The organism is Plantactinospora sp. BC1, assembly GCF_003030345.1.
Classification (GTDB): domain Bacteria; phylum Actinomycetota; class Actinomycetes; order Mycobacteriales; family Micromonosporaceae; genus Plantactinospora.
Map to the genome: position 1 here is coordinate 2,687,980 of NZ_CP028158.1, position 19,864 is coordinate 2,707,843.

The 19,864-nt window shown below is 73.6% G+C and carries 24 protein-coding genes; 15 read left to right on the forward strand and 9 right to left on the reverse strand.

Annotated elements, in window-relative coordinates:
- Window positions 1-4: 4 nt before the first annotated feature.
- From C6361_RS11380 to C6361_RS11405, 6 genes are all read left to right on the forward strand, one after another.
- Window positions 5-967, forward strand: coding sequence for an asparaginase (locus tag C6361_RS11380; RefSeq protein WP_107267720.1), 963 nt, complete (start codon window positions 5-7; stop codon window positions 965-967).
- 120 nt (window positions 968-1,087) lie between these two features.
- Window positions 1,088-1,732, forward strand: coding sequence for a helix-turn-helix domain-containing protein (locus C6361_RS11385; protein WP_107267721.1), 645 nt, complete (start codon window positions 1,088-1,090; stop codon window positions 1,730-1,732).
- On the forward strand, window positions 1,729-2,361 hold the full coding sequence (locus C6361_RS11390) for a hypothetical protein (RefSeq protein ID WP_107267722.1): 633 nt from the start codon (window positions 1,729-1,731) through the stop codon (window positions 2,359-2,361). Before C6361_RS11385 ends, C6361_RS11390 begins: the two co-directional genes overlap by 4 nt.
- 100 nt (window positions 2,362-2,461) lie before the next feature.
- Window positions 2,462-2,776, forward strand: a complete 315-nt coding sequence (locus C6361_RS11395) for a DUF2516 family protein (protein WP_107257588.1) — start codon at window positions 2,462-2,464, stop codon at window positions 2,774-2,776.
- Entirely contained in the window at window positions 2,773-3,657 is an 885-nt protein-coding gene (locus tag C6361_RS11400) for an alpha/beta fold hydrolase (protein WP_107257589.1), read from the forward strand. The genes C6361_RS11395 and C6361_RS11400 overlap by 4 nt, the downstream gene beginning before the upstream one ends.
- 66 nt (window positions 3,658-3,723) lie before the next feature.
- Window positions 3,724-4,461 carry an alanyl-tRNA editing protein gene (locus tag C6361_RS11405; RefSeq protein ID WP_107267723.1) on the forward strand — a complete coding sequence of 246 codons (738 nt, stop codon included), beginning with the start codon at window positions 3,724-3,726 and terminating at the stop codon, window positions 4,459-4,461.
- Here the strand turns inward: C6361_RS11405 and C6361_RS11410 are convergent.
- Window positions 4,454-5,452, reverse strand: a complete 999-nt coding sequence (locus C6361_RS11410; protein ID WP_107267724.1) for a nitronate monooxygenase family protein — start codon at window positions 5,450-5,452, stop codon at window positions 4,454-4,456. The two genes, C6361_RS11405 and C6361_RS11410, sit on opposite strands and share 8 nt — an antisense overlap.
- Window positions 5,453-5,600: 148 nt before the next feature.
- On the opposite strand from C6361_RS11410, the gene C6361_RS11415 reads away from it, so the two are divergent.
- Together C6361_RS11415 and C6361_RS11420 are read left to right on the forward strand one after the other, a co-directional pair.
- On the forward strand, window positions 5,601-6,011 hold the full coding sequence (locus C6361_RS11415) for a helix-turn-helix domain-containing protein (protein ID WP_199853325.1): 411 nt from the start codon (window positions 5,601-5,603) through the stop codon (window positions 6,009-6,011).
- The gene (locus C6361_RS11420) at window positions 6,008-6,922 is read left to right on the forward strand and encodes an SDR family oxidoreductase (protein WP_107257593.1); all 915 of its coding nucleotides are present in this window, start codon (window positions 6,008-6,010) and stop codon (window positions 6,920-6,922) included. The genes C6361_RS11415 and C6361_RS11420 overlap by 4 nt, the downstream gene beginning before the upstream one ends.
- Window positions 6,923-6,961: 39 nt before the next feature.
- On the opposite strand, the gene C6361_RS11425 is transcribed toward C6361_RS11420, so the two are convergent.
- Entirely contained in the window at window positions 6,962-7,939 is a 978-nt protein-coding gene (locus tag C6361_RS11425) for a YafY family protein (protein WP_107267725.1), read from the reverse strand.
- A 117-nt stretch (window positions 7,940-8,056) separates the two neighbouring features.
- Here C6361_RS11425 and C6361_RS11430 point away from each other — a divergent pair, with 117 nt between their 5' ends.
- Window positions 8,057-8,899 (forward strand): EI24 domain-containing protein, encoded by an 843-nt coding sequence (locus C6361_RS11430; protein ID WP_107257595.1) that lies wholly within the window; start codon window positions 8,057-8,059, stop codon window positions 8,897-8,899.
- A gap of 18 nt (window positions 8,900-8,917) precedes the next feature.
- Here the strand turns inward: C6361_RS11430 and C6361_RS11435 are convergent, their stop codons facing one another.
- The gene (locus tag C6361_RS11435; protein WP_107257596.1) at window positions 8,918-9,934 is read right to left on the reverse strand and encodes a LacI family DNA-binding transcriptional regulator; all 1,017 of its coding nucleotides are present in this window, start codon (window positions 9,932-9,934) and stop codon (window positions 8,918-8,920) included.
- A 90-nt stretch (window positions 9,935-10,024) separates the two neighbouring features.
- Window positions 10,025-10,786 carry a maleylpyruvate isomerase family mycothiol-dependent enzyme gene (locus tag C6361_RS11440; protein ID WP_107267726.1) on the reverse strand — a complete coding sequence of 254 codons (762 nt, stop codon included), beginning with the start codon at window positions 10,784-10,786 and terminating at the stop codon, window positions 10,025-10,027.
- A 64-nt stretch (window positions 10,787-10,850) separates the two neighbouring features.
- Between C6361_RS11440 and C6361_RS11445 the strand changes: the two genes are divergently transcribed.
- The 3 genes from C6361_RS11445 to C6361_RS11455 all read left to right on the forward strand — a co-directional run bounded on the left by C6361_RS11445 (window position 10,851) and on the right by C6361_RS11455 (window position 13,014).
- Window positions 10,851-11,939, forward strand: coding sequence for a UDP-N-acetylmuramate dehydrogenase (locus C6361_RS11445; protein WP_234359448.1), 1,089 nt, complete (start codon window positions 10,851-10,853; stop codon window positions 11,937-11,939).
- A 110-nt stretch (window positions 11,940-12,049) separates the two neighbouring features.
- Window positions 12,050-12,400, forward strand: coding sequence for a PadR family transcriptional regulator (locus tag C6361_RS11450; RefSeq protein ID WP_107257599.1), 351 nt, complete (start codon window positions 12,050-12,052; stop codon window positions 12,398-12,400).
- Window positions 12,397-13,014: a DUF1700 domain-containing protein gene (locus C6361_RS11455; RefSeq protein ID WP_107267728.1), complete on the forward strand. Its 618-nt coding sequence runs from the start codon at window positions 12,397-12,399 to the stop codon at window positions 13,012-13,014. Before C6361_RS11450 ends, C6361_RS11455 begins: the two co-directional genes overlap by 4 nt.
- Before the next feature lie 23 nt (window positions 13,015-13,037).
- On the opposite strand, the gene C6361_RS11460 is transcribed toward C6361_RS11455, so the two are convergent.
- Together C6361_RS11460 and C6361_RS11465 are read right to left on the reverse strand one after the other, a co-directional pair.
- A complete protein-coding gene (locus C6361_RS11460; RefSeq protein WP_234359449.1) occupies window positions 13,038-13,946 on the reverse strand; it encodes a class I SAM-dependent methyltransferase in 909 nt (302 codons plus the stop codon).
- A 3-nt stretch (window positions 13,947-13,949) separates the two neighbouring features.
- Entirely contained in the window at window positions 13,950-14,729 is a 780-nt protein-coding gene (locus C6361_RS11465) for an SDR family NAD(P)-dependent oxidoreductase (RefSeq protein ID WP_107267729.1), read from the reverse strand.
- A 184-nt stretch (window positions 14,730-14,913) separates the two neighbouring features.
- Here C6361_RS11465 and mshA point away from each other — a divergent pair, with 184 nt between their 5' ends.
- Together mshA and C6361_RS11475 are read left to right on the forward strand one after the other, a co-directional pair.
- Window positions 14,914-16,287: a D-inositol-3-phosphate glycosyltransferase gene (mshA, locus tag C6361_RS11470; RefSeq protein WP_107267730.1), complete on the forward strand. Its 1,374-nt coding sequence runs from the start codon at window positions 14,914-14,916 to the stop codon at window positions 16,285-16,287.
- Window positions 16,288-16,323: 36 nt separating this feature from the next.
- A complete protein-coding gene (locus C6361_RS11475; protein ID WP_107267731.1) occupies window positions 16,324-16,848 on the forward strand; it encodes a YbjN domain-containing protein in 525 nt (174 codons plus the stop codon).
- A 91-nt stretch (window positions 16,849-16,939) separates the two neighbouring features.
- Here the strand turns inward: C6361_RS11475 and C6361_RS38830 are convergent, their stop codons facing one another.
- Window positions 16,940-17,068 (reverse strand): hypothetical protein, encoded by a 129-nt coding sequence (locus tag C6361_RS38830; protein WP_255416218.1) that lies wholly within the window; start codon window positions 17,066-17,068, stop codon window positions 16,940-16,942.
- A 52-nt stretch (window positions 17,069-17,120) separates the two neighbouring features.
- Between C6361_RS38830 and C6361_RS36970 the strand changes: the two genes are divergently transcribed.
- Complete coding sequence (locus tag C6361_RS36970) at window positions 17,121-18,125, forward strand: hypothetical protein (protein WP_234359450.1); 1,005 nt, start codon at window positions 17,121-17,123, stop codon at window positions 18,123-18,125.
- A gap of 356 nt (window positions 18,126-18,481) precedes the next feature.
- On the opposite strand, the gene C6361_RS11485 is transcribed toward C6361_RS36970, so the two are convergent.
- Together C6361_RS11485 and C6361_RS11490 are read right to left on the reverse strand one after the other, a co-directional pair.
- Window positions 18,482-19,288: a M23 family metallopeptidase gene (locus tag C6361_RS11485; protein ID WP_107267732.1), complete on the reverse strand. Its 807-nt coding sequence runs from the start codon at window positions 19,286-19,288 to the stop codon at window positions 18,482-18,484.
- Between the two features lie 40 nt (window positions 19,289-19,328).
- Window positions 19,329-19,856 (reverse strand): helix-turn-helix transcriptional regulator, encoded by a 528-nt coding sequence (locus C6361_RS11490; protein WP_107267733.1) that lies wholly within the window; start codon window positions 19,854-19,856, stop codon window positions 19,329-19,331.
- Between the last annotated feature and the right edge of the window lie 8 nt (window positions 19,857-19,864).

Here is a 19,864-nt window from a genome sequence, read left to right on the forward strand (position 1 = left end):
GACCATGGGCGAGATCTACGACGGCGGCGTACCGCTGGTGGAGGCGGTCCGGTCGGGCTTCGTGGAGTCCGTGCACCGGGGTTCCGTGGTAGTGCTGGACGCGGCCGGGTCGGTGCGGGCCGGGGCGGGCGACATCCGGGGGCCGGTCTTTCCGAGGTCGTCGAACAAGCCGCTCCAGGCGATCGGGATGCTCCGGGCCGGGCTGCCGCTGGCCGGTGCCGACCTGGCCGTCGCCTGCGCCAGCCACCACGGCGAGGACGTGCACGTCGACCGGGTCGCTGCGCTGCTGCGGCGTACCGGGCTGACCGAGTCGGCGTTGCGCTGCCCGCCGGACCTGCCGCTGTCGGAGTCGGCCCGGGTCGCCCTGCTGCGGGCCGGCGGTGGGCCGTCCCGGCTCCGGATGAACTGCTCCGGCAAGCACGTCGGGATGCTGCTCGCCTGTCAGGCGGCGGGCTGGCCGGTGGCGGAGTACTGGCAGCCCGAGCACCCGCTCCAGCGGGTGATCACGGCCGCGATCGAGGAGTTCACCGGCGAGCCGGCCGCGGCGGTCGGTGTCGACGGCTGCGGGGCGCCGCTGCTCGCGGTTTCGCTGACCGGGCTCGCCCGGGCGTACCTCCGGCTGGTCTCGGCGGAGCCGGGCTCGGTGGCCCGGACGGTCGCGGACGCGATGCGGGCGTACCCGGAGATGGTCGCCGGCACCGACGACCAGGCGTACGACACCCGGTTGATGGCCGCGATCCCCGGGCTGCTCGCCAAGAGCGGCGCGGAGGGGGTGCTCGCGGTGGCGGTGCCCAGGGTCGGCGCGGTGGCGGCGAAGATCGACGACGGTGCGTCGCGTGGCCGGATGCCGGTGCTGGTCTCGGCGTTGCGCCGGCTGTCGGTGGAGGCCCCGATCCTCGACGAGCTGGCCGAGTTGCCGCTGCACGGCGGTGGCGAGGTGGTCGGCGCGGTACGCGCCCGCTGGTGACCGGGCCGGCGCGGTGCACGCCCGCTTGTGTAGTGACGTCGACTGAGACGCCGCTAACTATTGCTAACTTTCGCAAGCATTCTGCTTGCAGGAGCAAGCGCGGCTGGCTACCGTCGAGTCATGGCCAATCCGAAGGACCTTCCGCGGGACATCGGCGGGTTCATCCGTGACCTGCGCCGCAACGCGAAGATCTCGTTGCGGCAGCTGGCCGAGCAGGCCGGGGTGAGCAACCCCTACCTGAGCCAGATCGAGCGTGGGCTGCGCAAGCCGAGCGCCGAGGTGCTCCAGCAGCTCGCCAGCGCCCTGCGGGTCTCCACCCCGGCGATGTACCTCCGGGCCGGGCTGCTCGACGACCGTGAGGGGCAGGGCGTGCTCGCCGCCATCGCGGCCGATCCGGACCTGACGATGCCGCAGAAGCAGTCGCTGAGCCAGATCTACGAGACGTTCCGCCGGGAGAACCTCCGGCACGCGGACGTACCGGCCGAGCCCGGCACCACCGCTCCGGCCGCCGAGCCCGGTACCACCGACTCCGCCGACGTGGTGGGCCCGACGTCCGTCGGCCGGAACCCGGCGGAGGCCGTACTCGAATCGGTGGCGGTGACCGAGGCGGGTGCCGCCGCCGCACCACCGACCGAGGCCCGGCCCGGCGCGCAATCCACGCCACCGGCCACACCGACCAGGAGGACCGCCCGGAAGGCGGTCAAGAAGGCCGCGCCGTCGACCCCGACGGTCACCCCGGCCTCTGACGAGGAGGAACAGTCATGACCCAGCCCCGAACCGCCCGGATCCCCGCCCCGCTCTACGCGGTGGCCGGTGCCGGCGAGCTCGCATACCAGCAGTTGCGCCGGCTGCCCGCCGTGGTCAGCGGTCTCGGTGACGAGGCCACCCGCTCCGAGCTGCGGGAGAAGGCCGTGACCACCACCGCCGAGCTGCGCGAGAAGGCCGTACTGACGCTGCGCAACGCCAACTCCGGCGCGGCGAACCTGCGGCACCGCGCCACCAACCGCGAGCTGGACCTCGACGGGCTGCGGGAGGCGACCATCCGCAACGCGGCGGTGGTGGTGGCCGGCGCCCAGGCCGCGCAGGAGCGGGCCATCGCCGTCTACGGCGACCTCGTCGCCCGGGGCGAGCGGGTGGTCGGTTCCGGCGTGGTGCAGGCCGCCGACACCGTCAACGCCGACATGGTCGCCACCGAGACCCCGGCGGTGACCGCTGCCGGGCAGCCGGCGCTGAGCACCACCCCGCCCGAGGTCGTCGAGCAGGTCAAGGAGGTCGCCGCGGCGACCGAGGCGGCCGAGGCGACCCCGGCGAAGACCCCCGCGGTGAAGCGTCGCCCGGCGGCGAAGTCGACCCGTCCGGCGGCCAAGCGCACCCGGCCGGCGGCCGACAAGTAGTCGCCCGCGACCGACGACCGGTCGCCGAGCCAAGGCCGGTGACCTCGGGTGGGTGCGCCAAGTGGCACGTACCCGGGGTCACCGGCATAAGCTTTCCGCCATGGGCACAGCCGCGCCGCTCTTCTTCGACGACGTCGTCTTCATCATCAACCTGGTGCTGATCGTCTTCGCCCTCGTGATCCAGGGCGTCGCGCTCGTGCACTGCATCACCCAACGCTCCGACGCCTTCCCGGCGATCGGCACCCTCCCCAAGGGAGCCTGGGTCGCCATCCTGGCCGTCTGCCTGGTGCTCACCCTGCTGCTCTACCGGCCGCTCAGCCTCTTCGCGCTGATCGGCATCGCGGCAGCGTTGATCTATCTGCTCGACGTCCGGGTCGGGCTGCGCGACCTGACCGACGGCAAAGGCTTCTGGTGAGAGATTTCCGCTGGCCACCGCCGCCCGACGGCGGGCCACGGACGTACGGCCCGGGGCCGACCGCGCCGCGCAGCGGTCGGCCGGCGCTGCCCGATCCGGAGACCGAGCTCGTCGCCACCCCGCACGGCGTACGGCTGGAGCGGCTGGTGACCGGCGACGGTGACCCGGTCACGGTCTTCGCACACGGGCTCGGCACCGGCATCTCCACCACCCGGCCGCTGGGCAGCGCGGTCAACGGACGCAAGATCTTCTTCCAGTTCCGTGGTCACGGCCGCTCCGAGGCCCCGGAGGGCGACTGGAGCTACGCCGACCTCGCCCGTGACCTGCGGGCGATCGCCGATCTGGGTGGCGCCAGCCGGGCACTCGGGATCAGCCTCGGCGCGGGCGCGCTCTGCCGGCTCCTCTGGGAGAGTCCGGCCCGCTTCGAGCGGGCGGTCTTCGTGCTGCCGGCCGTACTCGACGAACCCCGGCCGGAGGTGGCCCGGCGGCGGCTCACCGAGCTGCTCGGCGCGGTACGCAGCGGCGACGCCGCCGAGGTGGCCGAGGCGGTCGCCTTCGAGGTGCCACCGGCGATCCGCAACACCCCGGCCGGCTGGGCCTATCTGCGGCAGCGGGTGGACCAGTTGACCCGGGACGGTCTCGCCACCGGGCTGGCCGACCTGGCCGGTCAGGTCGCCGTACGGCAGCGTTCGGCGCTGGCGGCGGTCACCGCCCGTACCCTGGTGATCGGCTGTGCCGGCGACGACCTGCACCCGGTCGCGGTCGCCGAGCAGCTCGCCGAGGCGTTGCCGGCGGCGACGCTGCACGTCTACGACAAGCCCGGCCTGCTCTGGACGCACCGCGCCGACCTGCGCGAACGGATCTCCGGCTTCCTCAATTGAGCATGCCGTCGAGCCCCGGCGGCCGGTAGCACCGCGATCGTGCCGGCCGGGGTAACGTGGCGAGCCATGGGCGTTTCGCAGCACGGCCGGACGCACCGGCTCGACCTCGCCGACCCGACCCTGCGGGAGTGGGAGTGCACGGTGCTCTCCGCCGACGCGGAGCAGGGGATCGTGCTCGACCGGTCGGCCTTCTATCCGGGTGGCGGCGGCCAGCCGCCGGACCACGGGGTGCTGCTCTGGCAGGGGGTGCAGACCCGGATCGTCGGCACCCGCAAGGGCGACGACCTCTATCTGATCCCGGCCGAGGGTGACCCGCTACCGCCGCCCGGCACGGCGGTGACCGGCGCGGTGGAGGACCAGCGGCGCAGCCTGCTGATGCGTACCCACTCCGGGCTGCACGTGCTCTGCGGCGTGGTGTTCCGGGACTTCGGCGCGCTCGTCACCGGCGGCAACATGGAACCGGGCGAGGCGCGGATGGACTTCAACCTGCCCGAGGTGCCGACCGACTTCAAGGCCCGGCTGGAGGAGTTGGTCAACACCGAGGTCGCCGCCGACCGGGCGGTCGCGGTGAAGGTGCTGCCCCGGGACGAGGCGCTGGCCCTGCCGGACATCATCCGGACCCAGTCCAACCTGATTCCCGCGGACGAGCAGGAGATCCGGATCGTCGACATCGTCGGGCTGGACGTGCAGGCCGACGGCGGTACCCACGTCGGCTCGACCGCCCAGATCGGCAAGGTCCAGGTGGTCAAGGTGGAGAGCAAGGGGCGGGCGAACCGGCGGGTGCGGGTCCGGCTGGTCAGCTGACGCCGAGCCGGCGCAGCGCCGACGCGGCCTGGTCGACCAGCCCGTCGACGATGTCGGCGGCCGGGGAGATCTCGCGGATCCCGCCGACGGACTGGCCCGCGTACCGGGCGAGTTCGTCGAGCCGGCCGGTCATTCCGGCCACCGGCACCATGTCGGCGTACCGGAGGTGGTGCCGGCCGGCGGCGTCGGTGGCGAGGACGTCGCCCTCGCCTGGCCGGTCCGGGCCGGGCGGCGAGCCGGCCGCCAGCCAGCGGTCCAGGGTGGCGTTGCGCAGCACCCGGTGCGGCGCGCCCGGCCAGCCGCCGTCGAAGCAGGTGGTGTGTACCGCGTCGGCGGCGTCGGCCGCCACGACCGCACGCCGGTACTCCTCGTGGCTGCCGGCCTCGGTGGCCGCCACGAACCGGGTGCCGAGCCAGCCGGCCTGGGCGCCGAGGGCGAGCACCGCGGCCAAGCCGCGGCCGTCCGCGATGCCGCCCGACGCCACCACCGGCAGCGGGAAGACCGCGTCCACCACCGCGGGTACCAGTGCCATCGTGCTGAGCTGACCGCGTACGTGTCCGCCGGCCTCCCAGCCCTGCGCCACCACCACGTCGACGCCGGCCTCGGCCGCCCGCCGGGCTTCCGGCACCGAGCCGACGGTGTGGAAGTGCAGCGCTCCGGCGGCCTCGATCGGCCCGCGCACCTCGGCGGGATCGCCCCAGAAGGTGGAGACGATCGGCACGTCCTCGTCGAGGCAGGTCGCGAGGTTCGCCGTGACCGGGAAGTCCAGCACCAGGTTGACCCCGAACGGCCGGTCGGTCAGCCGCCGGAGCTGCCGGATCCGGTCCCGGGCCCGTTCCGGCTCGACCCAGGTCAGGGCCAGGGTGCCGAGCCCACCGGCAGTGCAGACCGCCGCCGCCAGTTCCGGGGTGGCGGCCGAGCCGATCGGCGCCTGGACGACCGGGGCGGTGATCCCCAGCCGTCGGCAGAGTGCGGTGGTCAACCCGTTCATGCCGGCTCCCGTCGCTCGGTCGCCGATTCGGAATCCGAATCGCTCGGCACCACGATAGTGTGTCGGAAATCGAAGCGCGAGTGTGATTCGACGTGCCGACAGCGCCCGGGGCGGCCCTGCTCGGCGCCGACGGGAGGGCGGGACGCGGATGGGCGGGACGACCGCAGACACTCCCAGGCCCGGCCGGGCGGTCCGGGGCTCGACCACCGGCCGACCGCTGATGGCCGCGCTCGACCTGTTCGGCCGGCGGTGGAGCCTGCGGATCGTCTGGGAACTGCACGGCGGGCCGCTCGGCTTCCGGGCACTGCGCCAGCGCTGCGACTCGATGTCCTCCAGCGTGCTCCGCCAGCGTCTCGGCGAACTGGTCGACGCCGGACTGGTGCGGCAGGGACCGGACAGCGGGTACGCCCTGACCGAACTGGGACACGGCGCGTACGAGGCGCTGCGCCCGCTCCTGCGCTGGTCAGAGCGGTGGGCGGCCGAGTTGGCGGAGATCGGGGACGCGAGCGGAAATCCAGACGTAGGCTGTCAGGATTCGCTGTCAGAGTCGGCGTCATGACAGCAGAACTGACCGGAAAGGTCGCACTCGTCGCCGGAGCCACCCGGGGTGCCGGCCGGCAGATCGCCGTGCAGCTCGGCGCGGCCGGCGCCACCGTCTACGCCACCGGGCGGAGCACCCGGGAGAAACGCTCCGAGGTGGACCGGCCGGAAACCATCGAGGAGACCGCCGAGCTGGTCACCGCGGCCGGCGGCGTCGGGATCGCGGTGCAGGTCGACCACCTCGTCCCCGACCAGGTACGCGCGCTGGTCGAGCGGATCGACCGGGAACAGGGCCGACTGGACGTACTCGTCAACGACGTCTGGGGGGCGGACCGGCTGATCGGCTGGTACAAGCCGATCTGGGAGCAGAACCTCGACGACGGCTTCCGTACGCTCCGGCTCGCCGTCGACACCCACATGATCACGAGTCACTTCGCGCTGCCGCTGCTGATCCGCAACCCCGGCGGTCTGGTGGTGGAGGTCGGCGACGGCACCAAGGAGTACAACGACCAGAACTACCGGCTCTCGGCCTTCTTCGACCTGGCGAAGACCTCGGTGAACCGGCTCGCCTACCTCTGGGCGCACGAGCTGCGGGAACACGGCGGCACGGCGGTCGCGCTCACCCCGGGCTGGCTGCGCTCCGAGTTCATGCTCGACGAGTTCGGCGTCACCGAGGAGAACTGGCGGGACGCCATCGAGAAGCAGCCGCACTTCGTCATCTCGGAGAGCCCGACGTACGTCGGCCGGGCGGTCGCCGCGCTCGCCGCCGACCCGGACAAGGCCCGCTGGTCGGGGCAGTCGCTCTCCAGCGGACAACTCGCCAAGGTGTACGGCTTCACCGACGTCGACGGCAGCCAGCCGGACGCCTGGCGGTACATCGTGGAGGTGGAGGCGGCCGGCAAGCCCGCCGACGCCACCGGCTACCGCTGACCCGTCCACCGGCGGCCTCCGCCGGCAGCCCGCCACGGGCTACGGCGGGTCATCGGCGTAGAGCCGGGCCAGCCGCCGGGCCGCCGAGGCGAGCCGGGCCCGCAACGGCGCCGGCTCCAACACCTCGACCTCCGGGCCGAGGCTGAGCAGTTGGCCGTACGCGACGTCGGGGGACTCGACGGGCAGCCGGGTGACCACCCAGCCCTGCTCGTCGGGCTCCCCGGCGTTCGCCTCGGCCTCCCGTACGGCCGGCGCCTCGGTGACGTACCGCAGGGCGTACCGGCCGGCGGGGCTGAGCCGGATCGTGATCTCGTCGCGCAGCATCTGCCGGACGAACCGTTCCGCCTGGCCGGCCCAGTAGGCGGCCAGCTCGAACGAGTCGTCCCGGCTGAACGTCTCCGTGCCGACGGTCACCTCGGTCATCCGGTCCATCCGGTAGGTACGGTGCCCCGTGCCGACCCGGGCCACCAGATACCACGCTCCGCCCTTGCACACCAGCCCGTACGGCTCGACGCTGCGGGTCACCTCCCGGTCGCCACGGCGGTAGCGGAACTCGACCGTCCGGTCCTGCCACACCGCCTCGGCCAGCTCGCTGAGCCAGGCCGGCGGTTCCGCCTTCCGGAACCAGCCCGGCACGTCGAGATGAAACCGCCGCTGGACCCGGGTCGACGCGTCCCGCAGCCCGCTCGGCAGCGCGGCGAGCACCTTCAACTGGGCGGTGGCCACCACGTCGGCGAGCCCCATCTCGCCGACCGGGCCGGGCAGCCCGGAGAGGAAGAGCGCGTCGGCCTCGGTCCGGCTCAGCCCGGTCAGCCGGGTCCGGTAGCCGCCGAGCAGCCGGTAGCCGCCGGCCCGACCCCGGTCGGCGTAGATCGGGATGCCGGCGGCGCCGAGGGCCAGTACGTCCCGGTAGATCGTCCGTTCCGAGACCTCCAGCTCCCGGGCGAGTTCGGCGCCGGTCATCGACTCGCGGTTCTGCAGGAGCAGGAGCAGGGAGATCAGCCGGGCGGCGCGCATGCGTCCCATCCTGCCCGGCCGCGCCGACGCCGTTCCGCCCGGCGGCGCCGTCGTCTCCGCGTGGGCGGCACCGCGCCGCCGTGCCGGCGTGCCGAACGGCCGATAGGCTCTCGGGTCGTGCAGACCCCCACCCCCACCGAGCCGCGCCCGCGCCGGCTCGGCTCGTTCCTCTCCGCGTTCGGTGCCGGCGTCGGGCTGCTGTTCCGGGGGCTCGCGGTCTACGGTCGCAGCCCGGGGCTGGTGCTGCTCGGCATCGTGCCCGCGGTCATCTCCGGGGCGCTCTACCTGGCCGGCCTCGGCACGCTGATCTACTTCTCCGACGAGCTCGCCGCGCTGATCACCCCGTTCGCCGACGACTGGTCGGACGGGCCGCGCCAGATCCTCCGGGTCGTCGCCGGGCTCGCCCTGCTCGGCCTGGGCGGCCTGCTCGGGGTGCTCACCTTCACCGCGATCACGCTGGTGATCGGCGACCCGTTCTACGAGAAGATCTCCGAACGGGTGGAGGAGCGCTACGGCGGGGTGCCGGGCGAGGTCGAGCTGCCGTTCTGGCGCTCGCTGCGGCGCAGCATCGCCGACGCGGCACGGCTGCTCGGCCGGTCGGTGCTCTTCGGCGTACCGCTCTTCGTCGCCGGGTTCGTGCCGATCGTCGGGCAGTTCGTCGTACCGGTGGTCGCCGCGATGGTCGGCGGCTGGTTCCTGGCGATGGGCATGGTCGGGGTGCCGTTCCAGCGGCGCGGTCTCCGGCTGCCGGACCGGCAGCGGGCGCTGCGGGCGAACCGCCCGCTGACCCTGGGCTTCGGGGTGGCGGTCTTCCTCTGCTTCCTGATCCCGCTCGGCGCGGTGCTGCTCACCCCGGCCGCCGTCGCCGGAGCCACCCTGCTGGCCCGCCGATCGCTCGGCGAGTCGATCGACCACCGCGACCGCGACCGGGCCGCCGTGACCGCCCCCGCAGCGGGCTGACCCGAGCTATCGGACCGGTCAGGCGGAGGCGCGCAGCACGAGTTCGGTGGGGAGCAGGACGGTCGGCTCGATCCGCTCACCGGCGGCGAGCCGGAGCAGTTGCCGGGTCATCGTCCGGCCGAGATCCTGGATCGGCTGCCGTACGGTGCTCAGCGGCGGGTCGGTGTAGCCGGCCAGTTCGATGTCGTCGAACCCGATCACCGCCACGTCCTCCGGCACCCGGCGCCCCGCCTCGCGCAGCGTACGGAGTGCGCCGTGCGCCATCAGGTCGGAGGCGACGAAGATCGCGTCGAGGTCGGGGTCCCGGGCCAGGAGCTGCCGCATCGCGACCGCCCCGGACTCCCGGGTGAAGTCGCCGAACGCCTCGACCGGCCGGCGTCCGGCGTCCCGGAGTTCGGCGCGGTAGCCGGCGAGCCGGTCGATCCCGGCCACCATGTCCTGCGGGCCGGCGATGGTGGCGATCCGTCGCCGGCCGGAGTCGAGCAGGTGCCGGACCGCGCCGCGTACCCCGGCGACGTGGTCGACGTCGACGTACGGCACCGGGACGGGGGCCTGGCCGAGCGGGCGGCCACTGCACACCACCGGCAGTCCCGCCTGGGCGAGCGCCCCGGGCAGCGGGTCGGCGCCGTGCAGGGAGGCGAAGAGTACGCCGTCCACGTGCCCGCCCATCGCGTAGCGCTCGACCCGCTCGTGGCTGGCCGCCGACTCGGCCAGGGTCAGCACGAGCTGCTTGCCGGCGGCCTCCAGTTCCCGGCTGACCCCGAGGATGATCCCGGGGAAGACCTGGTCGTCGGAGAAGACCCGGGTGGACGCCTCCGGCAGGATCAGCGCCACCGAGTCGGTCTGCTGGGTCACCAGGCTGCGCGCGGCGAGGTTGGGGACGTAGCCCAGCTCCCGCACCGCCCGCCGGACCGCCTGTTGGATCGGCTCGGCGACCGTGGTCGAGCCGTTCACCACCCGGGACACGGTGGCCCGGGACACTCCGGCCCGTTGAGCCACCGCCTCCAGCGTGGGCCGCGCGCGGGTCACCGCCATCTCCGCTCCTCAGCTCAGCCGCCGGGGAAATGGTTCCACGCGCGCCTGAAGGTCAACAACCCCGTCGGCGGGGTGCCGGGCCGGTGCCGGTCAGCCGACGCGCAGCCCCTGGAGCAGTCCCGCGTCGCCGGCCACGTCGAGGGTGTCGAAGCCGAGCCGTCCCCAGAGGGCGAGCAGCAGGTCACTGGCGGTACCCGAGATCTGCGCCCGGGCGTGGTGGTCGTCGCTGTCCAGGATCGTGTCGGTGTCCAGCAGGGCGACGCCGGCACCGCGCAGCCGCAGGTACCACTCCTGCCCGGCATCGGTCGCGATCAGGTGGACCACCCCGTGGAAGGGTTGCTCGGTCGCCCGCCTGGCGGCCGGCAGGTGGGTGTCGAGCACCTCGCCGACCCCGTCCGCCGCGAGCTTGGCCTCGATCGGCTCCCCGGCGGCGACCGCCATCTGCGCGTCCCAGCGGTGCACCGCGGTCTCCAGCGCCATCCGCCGGTGCCAGAACCCGGCCCTCTTCGGCTGCGGCGCGTAGTTCCAGGCCGGCGCCTCCGGGTCGACCCGGTCCAGCACAGCCATGAGCTGGTCGAACTCCTGCCGCCACCACTCCACCGCCGCCGCTCCGGTCGGCAGGCCGTCCGGGACGGTGAGCGGGTCGGCCCGCTCGGTGCTGCCCCGGTTGAGGATACCCCGGGCCCGGGCGTAGACCGACCCGAGATGGTGCACCAGGTCGGTCATGGTCCACTCGGGACAGGACGGCACCCGGATGTCGAGCGGCGCCTCGGCGACCGTGGCGCCGAAGGTCGGCCCCTCGGCGCGGAGCGCACCGATCCAGAAGTCCTTGGTGCCGTGCAGTCTGGTCATGACGATCCTCCCGTGCCACCGGGCCGCCACCGGCCGGGCTCTCTCTCAGCCTAGGGTGAATGCTGTGCCAGACGTTAACGCCCGCCCGATAACCGCCGCCGACGCCGCCGATCCCGCACGATTGGCCGGTTATACGACCCTGCGGCTCGGCGGTGCGCCCCGGCGACTGGTCACCGCGACCCGAACGGATGAAATCCCGGCGAAACTGCGCGAGGCCGAGCTGCGGGACGAGCCGGTCCTGGTGCTGGCGGGCGGCAGCAACGTGGTGGTCGCGGACGAGGGCTTCCCCGGCACGGTGCTGCTGGTCCGGTCGCGGGGCTTCGAGGTGGTCGCCGAGGACGAGGCGGCGGTGACCATCCGGGTGGCGGCCGGCGAGCCGTGGGACGACCTGGTGGCGGCGACCGTCGAGGCCGGCTGGTCGGGGGTGGAGTGCCTCTCCGGCATCCCCGGGTCGGCCGGCGCCACCCCGATACAGAACGTCGGGGCGTACGGGCAGGAGGTGGCGGAGACGGTCACCGGGGTCGAGGCGTACGACCGGTTGACCGGCGAGGTGACCCGGATGAGCGCGGCCGAGTGTGCCTTCGGCTACCGGTCCAGCGTCTTCAAGTACAACGACCGGTGGACGGTGCTCACCGTCGACTTCCGGCTGCTCCGCTCGACGCTCTCCGCCCCGGTGCGCTATGCCGAGCTGGCCCGGGCGCTCGGGGTGCAGGTCGGTGACCGGGTGCCGCTGGCCGACGCCCGGGCGGCCGTACGCGCGCTGCGCGCCGGCAAGGGCATGGTGCTGGACCCGACCGACCCGGACACCCGCTCGGTCGGGTCGTTCTTCACCAACCCGGTGCTGGACGCCGAGGCGTACCAGGCGCTGCGGGAGCGGGCCGCCGGGCTCGGCGAGCCACCCTCCTGGCCCGGTGCGGGCGGCACGGTGAAGGTCAGCGCCGCCTGGTTGATCGACAAGTCCGGTTATCCGAAGGGTTACCAGGGGCCGGGCGGGGTGGCCATCTCCTCGAAGCACACCCTGGCGCTGACCAACCGGGACGGCGGCTCGACCGACGCCCTGCTGGCGCTGGCCCGGGAGATCCGCGACGGGGTGCACGACCGGTTCGGTGCCACCCTGCACCCGGAGCCGGTACTGGTGAACTGCGCCCTCTGAGACCCGAGCCGGCCCCGTCGTCCCAGGCGCCGGAGACCGGCGCGCCCCGGTCCCTTGCGGCGCAAGGTACCATGCCCCGCATGGTTACCGTCCACGCCGGTCGTCGCTAGATGGCGGCGGCCAGACCCGAGGCGCTGCCCGGCCAACTCCGCCGCGGCACGTTGGAATACTGCGTGCTCGCGCTGCTCCGCCCCGGCGAGCGCTACGCCCTCGACCTCGTCCGCGAACTGGGCGCGGTCGACGGCATGGTGACCAGCGAGGGCACCATCTATCCGCTGCTGTCGCGGCTGCGCCGGGACGGTCTGGTGGAGACCGCCTGGCAGGAGTCGCCCAGCGGGCCGCCCCGCCGCTACTACCGGCTCACCGCCACCGGGCGGGACCGGCTCGACCAGTTCGTCGGTGAGTGGATCCGGTTCCGCGACGCGGTGGATTCCCTCGTCGTCCCGAAGGAGACCGCATGAGCCCGAGCACCCCCGACGCGCTCGTCCGAGGCTATCTGCGCCGGTTGCGCGCCGAGTTGGCACCGCTGCCCGCCGACCGCCGGCAGGAGGTGCTCGACCAGATCGCCGAGCACATCGCCGTACGCCGGGCGGAGCCGGACGGGCAGAGCCTGGCCGAGGTGCGCGCGATGCTCGACCGGCTCGGCGATCCGGCGACCCTCGGCGCCGACGCCCGGGAGCGGTTCGGCGTGCCGCCCCGCCGCCGTGGCCCGCTGGAGACGCTGGTGCTGCTCTGCTGCGGGCTCGGCCCGTTCCTGGTGCTGGTCCCCGCCGTCGCCCTGCCGTTCGGGCCGGTCCGGCCGTGGCACGTCGTCCCGGTCGCGGTCGCGGCGCTGCTCTGGCTCTCCCGGTTCTGGCCGGTCCGGGACAAGCTCGCCGCCACCGCGATGCTGCTCGGCTGCGCGGCCGTCTTCGTCCTGCTCGACCTGGTCGGCTTCCGGGACACCGGCCTCGGCTCGCTGGCCCTGCTGCTGGTGGCGCTCTTCGTGCCCTTCGGCGCCGCCACCTGCTATCTGGCGATCCGGACGTCCCGACTCGGCGGGGCCGCCGCGCCGGCCGGACTCGGCACCCGCTAGCCGGGCGGGCACCCGGTGCGGGGCTACCGCGCCGGCTCCGGCCCCCCGAGGTCGCCGGGGGGTGCCACCGCCGACCAGGCCACGGTCACCTCGCCGAGCCGCCACCGCGCCGGCCGGTCGAGTACGGGCCAGCCGGCCACGCGGACCGCCTCGACCGTACGCCGCCAGCGCTGCCGGGGCCCGAAGGTGGCGTACGGGGCGGCGTCCCGCCAACCCTCCTCCAGCGCCCGGATCAGCCCGTGTACGCCGGTACCCGGCACGTTGTGGTGGATCAGCGCCTTGGGCAGCCGCTCGGCCAGCGAGGCCGGACTGTCCAGTGTGGAGAGCCGGGCGGCCAGGGTCAGCGTACGGGGGCCGGTGGCGTCGACGAGCAGCCAGCCGGCCAGCCGGCCCAGCTCGTCACAGGTCCCCTCGACCAGCACACCGCCCGGTTGCAGCGCCCCGGTCATCCTCCGCCAGGCCGGTACGACCTCCGGCTCGGCGTACTGCCGCAGCACGTTGAAGGCCCGGACCAGCACCGGGCGGAGCCCGGCCAGCTCGAACCCGCCCCGGTCGAAGGCGAGTCCCGGCGGGTCGGCGGCGGGCTCGGCGGCGGCGACGCGTACCGGATCGATCTCCAGCCCGACCACCCGGACGTCCGGCCGGACGGCGGCGGCCAACCGGGCCCGCAGCTCGACCACGGTGACCGGGCTGGCACCGTAGCCGAGGTCCACCACCAGCGGGTCGGCGGCGTCCCGGAGCAGGTCGGCGCAGGTCGCCGCGATCCAGTTGTCCACCCGGCGCAGCCGGTTGGGGTTGGTGGTCCCCCGGGTCACCGCACCGACCGGGCGGGCCGGCGGCGCCGCGCCGCGCCGACCGGCCGGTCCCGGCCCGGCGGGTCGACCGGCACCGCCCGGGTCACCGTCGGCGGCGTCCGACCGGCGCGGCGGCATCGCTCACCCCCCGCTGGCGGTACCGACCCGGTGCACCTTGTGCTGGGCCGCCTGGGCCAGCGGCCGGACCACCAGCCGGTCCACGTTGACGTGCTGCGGCCGGGTGGCGCACCAGGCGACGCAGTCGGCCACGTCGTCGGCGACCAGCGGCTCGGCGACCCCGGCGTAGACCGCCGCCGCCCGCTCGGCGTCGCCGTCGAACCGGACCAGCCCGAACTCCTCGGTCCGGACCATGCCCGGGTCGATCTCGACGACCCGGATCGGCCGTCCACAGAGTTCCAGCCGCAGCGTCTCGGCCAGCGCCGTCTGGGCGTGCTTCGCCGCCGTGTAACCGCCGCCGCCCTCGTAGACGATCAGGCCGGCGGTGGAGCCGAGCACCACCACGGTCCCGGCGCCCGAGGACTCCAGGGCGGGCAGCAGCGCCTGGGTGACCCGGAGCGTGCCGAGCACGTTGACGTCGTACATCCACTGCCAGTCGGCGACCGAACCCGACTCGACCGGGTCGAGTCCGCGCGCCCCACCGGCGTTGTTCACCAGCAGGGTGACCGGCCCGCCCAGCCCCGCGGCGGCGGCGGCCAGCTCCGCGACCGACTCGTCGGAGGTGACGTCGCAGGGTTGTGCGGTCGCCGTACCGCCGGCCCGGCGGATCTCGTCGACCAGGGTCTCCAGCCGGTCGGCCCGGCGGGCGGCGGCGAGTACGGAGAAACCCTCGGCGGCCAGCCGGCGGGCCGTGGCGGCGCCGATCCCGCTGGACGCTCCGGTGACGATCGCGACAGGGGTCATCGGGACATTCTGGCCCAAGCCGTCCCGATGCCGTGACCTGGGCCCGAATGAGGTCGGTCACCTCCTCGGGCACCCGGACGATTGGCGGTGGCCCGATCGGGAAGATGACACCCATCACGGTGGTTGCTCTGTGAGGTGACCCGGTCGTGCGGGACGGCGCAACACGTTGACAGAAGGAGCGGACGTGGCGGAACTGCACACCGGCGTAGCCCGGCAACGAGGCATCCAGCCGTGGCCGACGCCACGACGCATCGCGACCCTCTCCGTGCACACCTCACCGCTGCACCAACCCGGCACCGGCGACGCCGGCGGGATGAACGTCTACATCGTCGAGGTCTCCCGGCGGCTGGCCGAGGCCGGCGTCGAGGTCGAGATCTTCACCCGGGCCACCTCCAGCGACCTGCCGCCGGTGGTCGAGATGGCCCCGGGCGTGACCGTCCGGCACGTCACCTCCGGGCCGTTCGAGGGGCTGGCCAAGGAGGAACTGCCCGGCCAGCTCTGCGCCTTCACCGCCGGGGTGCTGCGGGCCGAGGCGGCCCGGCCGCCCGGCTACTACGACCTGATCCACTCGCACTACTGGCTCTCCGGCCAGGTGGGCTGGCTGGCCAAGGAGCGCTGGGGGGTACCGCTGGTGCACACCGCGCACACCCTGGCCAAGGTGAAGAACGCCCGGCTTGCCGAGGGGGACCGGCCCGAGCCGAAGGCGCGGGTGATCGGCGAGGAGCAGGTGGTGGCCGAGGCCGACCGGCTGGTCGCGAACACCACGGTCGAGGCCCGGGACCTGATCTCCCGGTACGACGCCGACCCGGACCGGGTCGAGGTGGTCCGCCCCGGCGTCGACCTGGACCGGTTCACCCCGTCCCCGGCCGGCCGGGAGGAGGCGGCCCGGCTCGCCGCGCGGCGCCGGCTGGGGCTGCCCGAGCGGGGCACCATCGTCGCCTTCGTCGGCCGGATCCAACCGCTGAAGGCGCCGGACGTGCTGCTGCACGCCCTCGCCGAGCTGCGCGGCTCGCAACCCGGGACCGCCGGGACGGTCACCGTGGTGATCGCGGGCGGACCGAGCGGCAGCGGCCTGGACCAGCCGACCTCGCTGATCGAACTCGCCGCCGGGCTCGGCGTCGGCGACGCGGTGCGGTTCCTGCCGCCGCAGACCGGCGACGACCTGCCGGCGCTCTACCGGGCCGCCGACCTGGTGGCGGTGCCGTCGCACAACGAGTCGTTCGGCCTGGTCGCCCTGGAGGCACAGGCCTGCGGTACCCCGGTGGTCGCCGCCGCGGTGGGTGGCCTGGTCACCGCCGTCCGGGACGGCAGCAGCGGGGTACTCGTCGACGGGCACGACCCGCGCGACTGGGCACGGGTGCTCGGCGGGCTGCTGGCCGCGCCACGGCGTCGGGCCGAGCTGTCCCGGGGCGCGGTCGAGCACGCCCGCGCCTTCTCCTGGGCTCGTACCGCCGGGGGGCTGCTCGGGGTCTACCGTGAGGCGGTGGCGGAGTACCGTGACCGGCTCGCCTCGGAGCTGGCGGACGGTACCGCGGCGCTCCCGCTGGCGACCTGCTGAACGCGCGTGCCGCGAGCCGGACGGGAAGGGGCGGAGATGCAGTCTCGGGCGGAGATCGGTCGGCTGATCGAGGCGGTCTGTGCCGACCGGGAGCTGACCTGCGAGTCGACCGGGGAATACTCCTACGCGGTCACCCTGCCGGGCACGCACAAGCTCAAGACGGTCTGCAACCTGATCGTCGGGGAGCACTCGCTGCGGATCGAGGCGTTCGTGATGCGCCAGCCGGACGAGCGGCGCGAGGAACTCTTCACCTGGCTGTTGCAGCGCAACGCCCGGATGTACGGGGTGGCGTTCTCCGTCGACGCGGTCGGTGACGTCTACCTGACCGGCCGGGTCGGCCTGGCCGGGGTGACCGAGGAGGAGTTGGACCGGCTCTTCGGCTCCGTGCTGACGTACGCGGACGAGTCGTTCGACACGATGCTGGAGATCGGCTTCGGTTCGGCGATCCGCCGGGAGTGGGAGTGGCGGGTCAGCCGGGGTGAGTCGTTGGCGAACCTGCGAGCGTTCGCGCACCTCTTCGAGCGTTCGGCGACGGAAAACTCGGGTTTGGACCGCCCCTGACGGGTATGCCCCGGCGGCGGCACCAGGATGTGGCGATGGCCGCGCCGCCTGCCGAGACAGACTGTCAGAGGGAGCGTGAGGATCTCATGGCTCAGCGGAACAGTTCCGGTCGCGGCGCAACCGCGACCGCGACCAAGCGCCGATCCAGCAGCAGCAGCCGATCCAGCAGTACGGGCGACATCAACGAGCAGAAGATCAGCTCGATGAAGGCCGACGACATCCGGGGACAGCTCAAAAAACGCGGCATTTCAGGCATATCCGCGCTACGCAAGATGGACCTGGTGAAGAGCCTGGTCCGGACGCTGAAAGCCGAGAGCCGGGGCGGGACGACCGGCCGGAAGGCCACGGCGGCGCCGGCCAAGCGGGCGACCGCGAAGAAGGCGCCGGCCAAGCGGACCGCCGCGAAGAAGGCGCCGTCCCGCACGGTCGCGGCGAAGAAGGCCCCGGCCCGGAAGACCACCACCGCCCGGGCGACCGCCAAGAAGGCGCCGGCCCGGAAGACCACGGCGAAGAGGGCGCCGGCCAAGCGGGCGGCCGCGAAGAAGGCGCCGGCCAAGCGGGCCACCGCGAAGAAGGCACCGGCGAAGCGGGCCACCGCGAAGAAGGCACCGGCCCGCAAGACGGTGGCCGCCGCCCAGAAGGCCCCGGCCCGCAAGGCCGTGACCTCCGCCCGGACGACGAGCGGCGCCAAGCGGACCGCGGCCGCGCCGGCCGGCAAGGCGACCGGCGCCCGCGCCACCGGCCCGGGCAAGGCGACCGGCCCGGGCAAGGCGACGGGTCCGGGCAAGGCGACCGGCGCCCGGAAGGGTACGACCGCCGGGAAGAGCACCACGGCCGCGCGCAAGACGACCGGAGCCCGGAAGTCGACCGCCGCGCCGGCCAGCAAGGCGGGCGGGGCCCGGAAGGCCAGCTCCAACGGCGGTGGGCAGTCGAAGTCGCTGAAGTACGCCCAGCCGATCTCCTCCCCGCAGGACACGCCCGAGCGTCCGGGGCGGAGCCTGGTGACCCGGGACCACGACGTGATCCGGCGCTGGGCGGAGGGCCGAAACGCCCAACCGGCCACGATCGAGGGCACCGAACGCGAGGGCCGGCTCGGCGTACTGACGTTTGACTTCCCCGGTTGGCGGGAAGGCGGACGACTGAAGCCGGTTAGTTGGGACGACTGGTTCCACACGTTCGACCTACGCCAACTGAATTTCATTTACCAGGAGCAGCTCTCCGACGGGCGGCAGAGCAACTTCTTCCGTACCGAATCGCCGATGCGCGAGGACGGCTGACATTCCCGGCAGGTGGCCGGGAATGTCTCGGACCGCCTGGAGTGTTGCACCACAAGGCGCCGGAATATCGATCGTCCTTGGATGTGATGGGCGAGACAGAGGCACCGGCTTGTGCCGGTCATCCGGCGACAACTAACGTTATTGCACGCGCCACGCTCGGAAGCGTTCGGGGGAACGACAGATCGCGCAGATCTGTGCACCGGGCACTGGCGCTGGGGGACGGGTGGTAGGTGAAGCCGTTGGGGGACGGCGCACGCCACCTGTAACCGGCGGTGCGTGCGGGCGACGTTTACGGGGGTGAACGTCGCCCGCCGCCGCCGGTCCATCCCGCCCGGCGCAGGTGGTGGTCGCGGTCGTCAGGTAGTCGCGGCGGTGCCGACCGAGAAGACCTCTCCGTTGGCCGGAACGCCGATTTCCCGCCACGTGAATGGAATTCCCCGGGCGACGTCCAGATCCGGATTGTCCATCAACTGGAAGTGGACATGCGGTTCGGTCGAGTTGCCGGAATTCCCGCACTCCGCCACCGGCTGGCCGGTTCGTACCCGGTCGCCCGGGCGGACGAGCAGCGAACCCCGCCGCAGGTGCGCGTACGCGGCGTACCGGCCGTTGCCGAGGTCCAGGATCAGGTGGTTGCCGAGAATCTGGCCGGGGCCGGCGATCTCCCGGAACAGTCCCTCGAAGACGAGGTAGAGCAGGGCCGGGTACGAGTTGCGGCTGAGATGGTCCCGGTTGCGGTCGACGGCACGCAGCACGGTGCCGTCGGCGACCGCCAGCAGCGGTGCGCCGAAACCGGGGAAGTCCCGGTTGCGCCGGACCGGCGGCCACCAGCCGAAGCGCGGACGTGGCCGGTCCGCCGGCTCCGCGACCAGGTCGATCGCGTACGCCTGCCCGTAGGCGCGCACCCCGTGGCTCGGTACCTTGCTGGCCGGGCTGTTCAGCGCCGTCCAGCGCCCCACCACCGGTGGGTCGACCTCGACCGGCGAGTCGGAGACCCGCGCCTGCGCCCTGGCGAGCATCCGCCCCATCACCACCCGCAGCGCGATGGCGAGCGCGATCGCCAGCCAGCCCCACAGTGAGGTGAAGTCGAGGAAGAAGCCGGCGACCAGGATCACCAGGAACGCCAGCCAGCAGCAGCGGTGCAGGATCATCAGTGCCTTGAACATGCGGGTCTCCTCTCAAGCGTCGACGGGTCGCGCCGGGATGTCAGGTGCGGGCGATCGCGATCGCCACGAGCAGCGGCACGACGCGTCCGGGTGGCACCTCGTAACGCCCCCGACCCGGGCTCTGCAACCAACCCGCCGCGGCCAGTTGCCGCAGGTGGTGGTAGGCCTGTCCGGTGGTGCCGAGGCCGTCGAGCGCGGTGAGTTCGGCGACCGTACGCCGGCCGCCCAGGATCTCGCGGAGCAGGCGCAGCCGGACCGGGTGGCCGAGCGCGGCGAAGGACTCCGCCAGGTCGGTCCAGTCGCCCGCCTCGCCGTCGAGCAGTGCCTCGGTCGGCAGGCCGTACTGCCAGTCGTAGCGCTCGTGGCTGGGTAGTCGGACCGAGCCGGTGTAGAGCACCCCGCCCTGCTCGGCGCCGAGCGCGGAGAGTCGCGTCTTCAGCCCGTCCAGGGCCCAGAAGTCGCCCTCGCCCGAGGGCGGTGGCTCCGGCCGGGGCGCCGGGGCGTCCGGCCGGTCCTCCAGGGCGGCCAGCCGTCGTTCCAGTTCGGCGACCCGTTCCTCCAGCGTCATGACTTCGA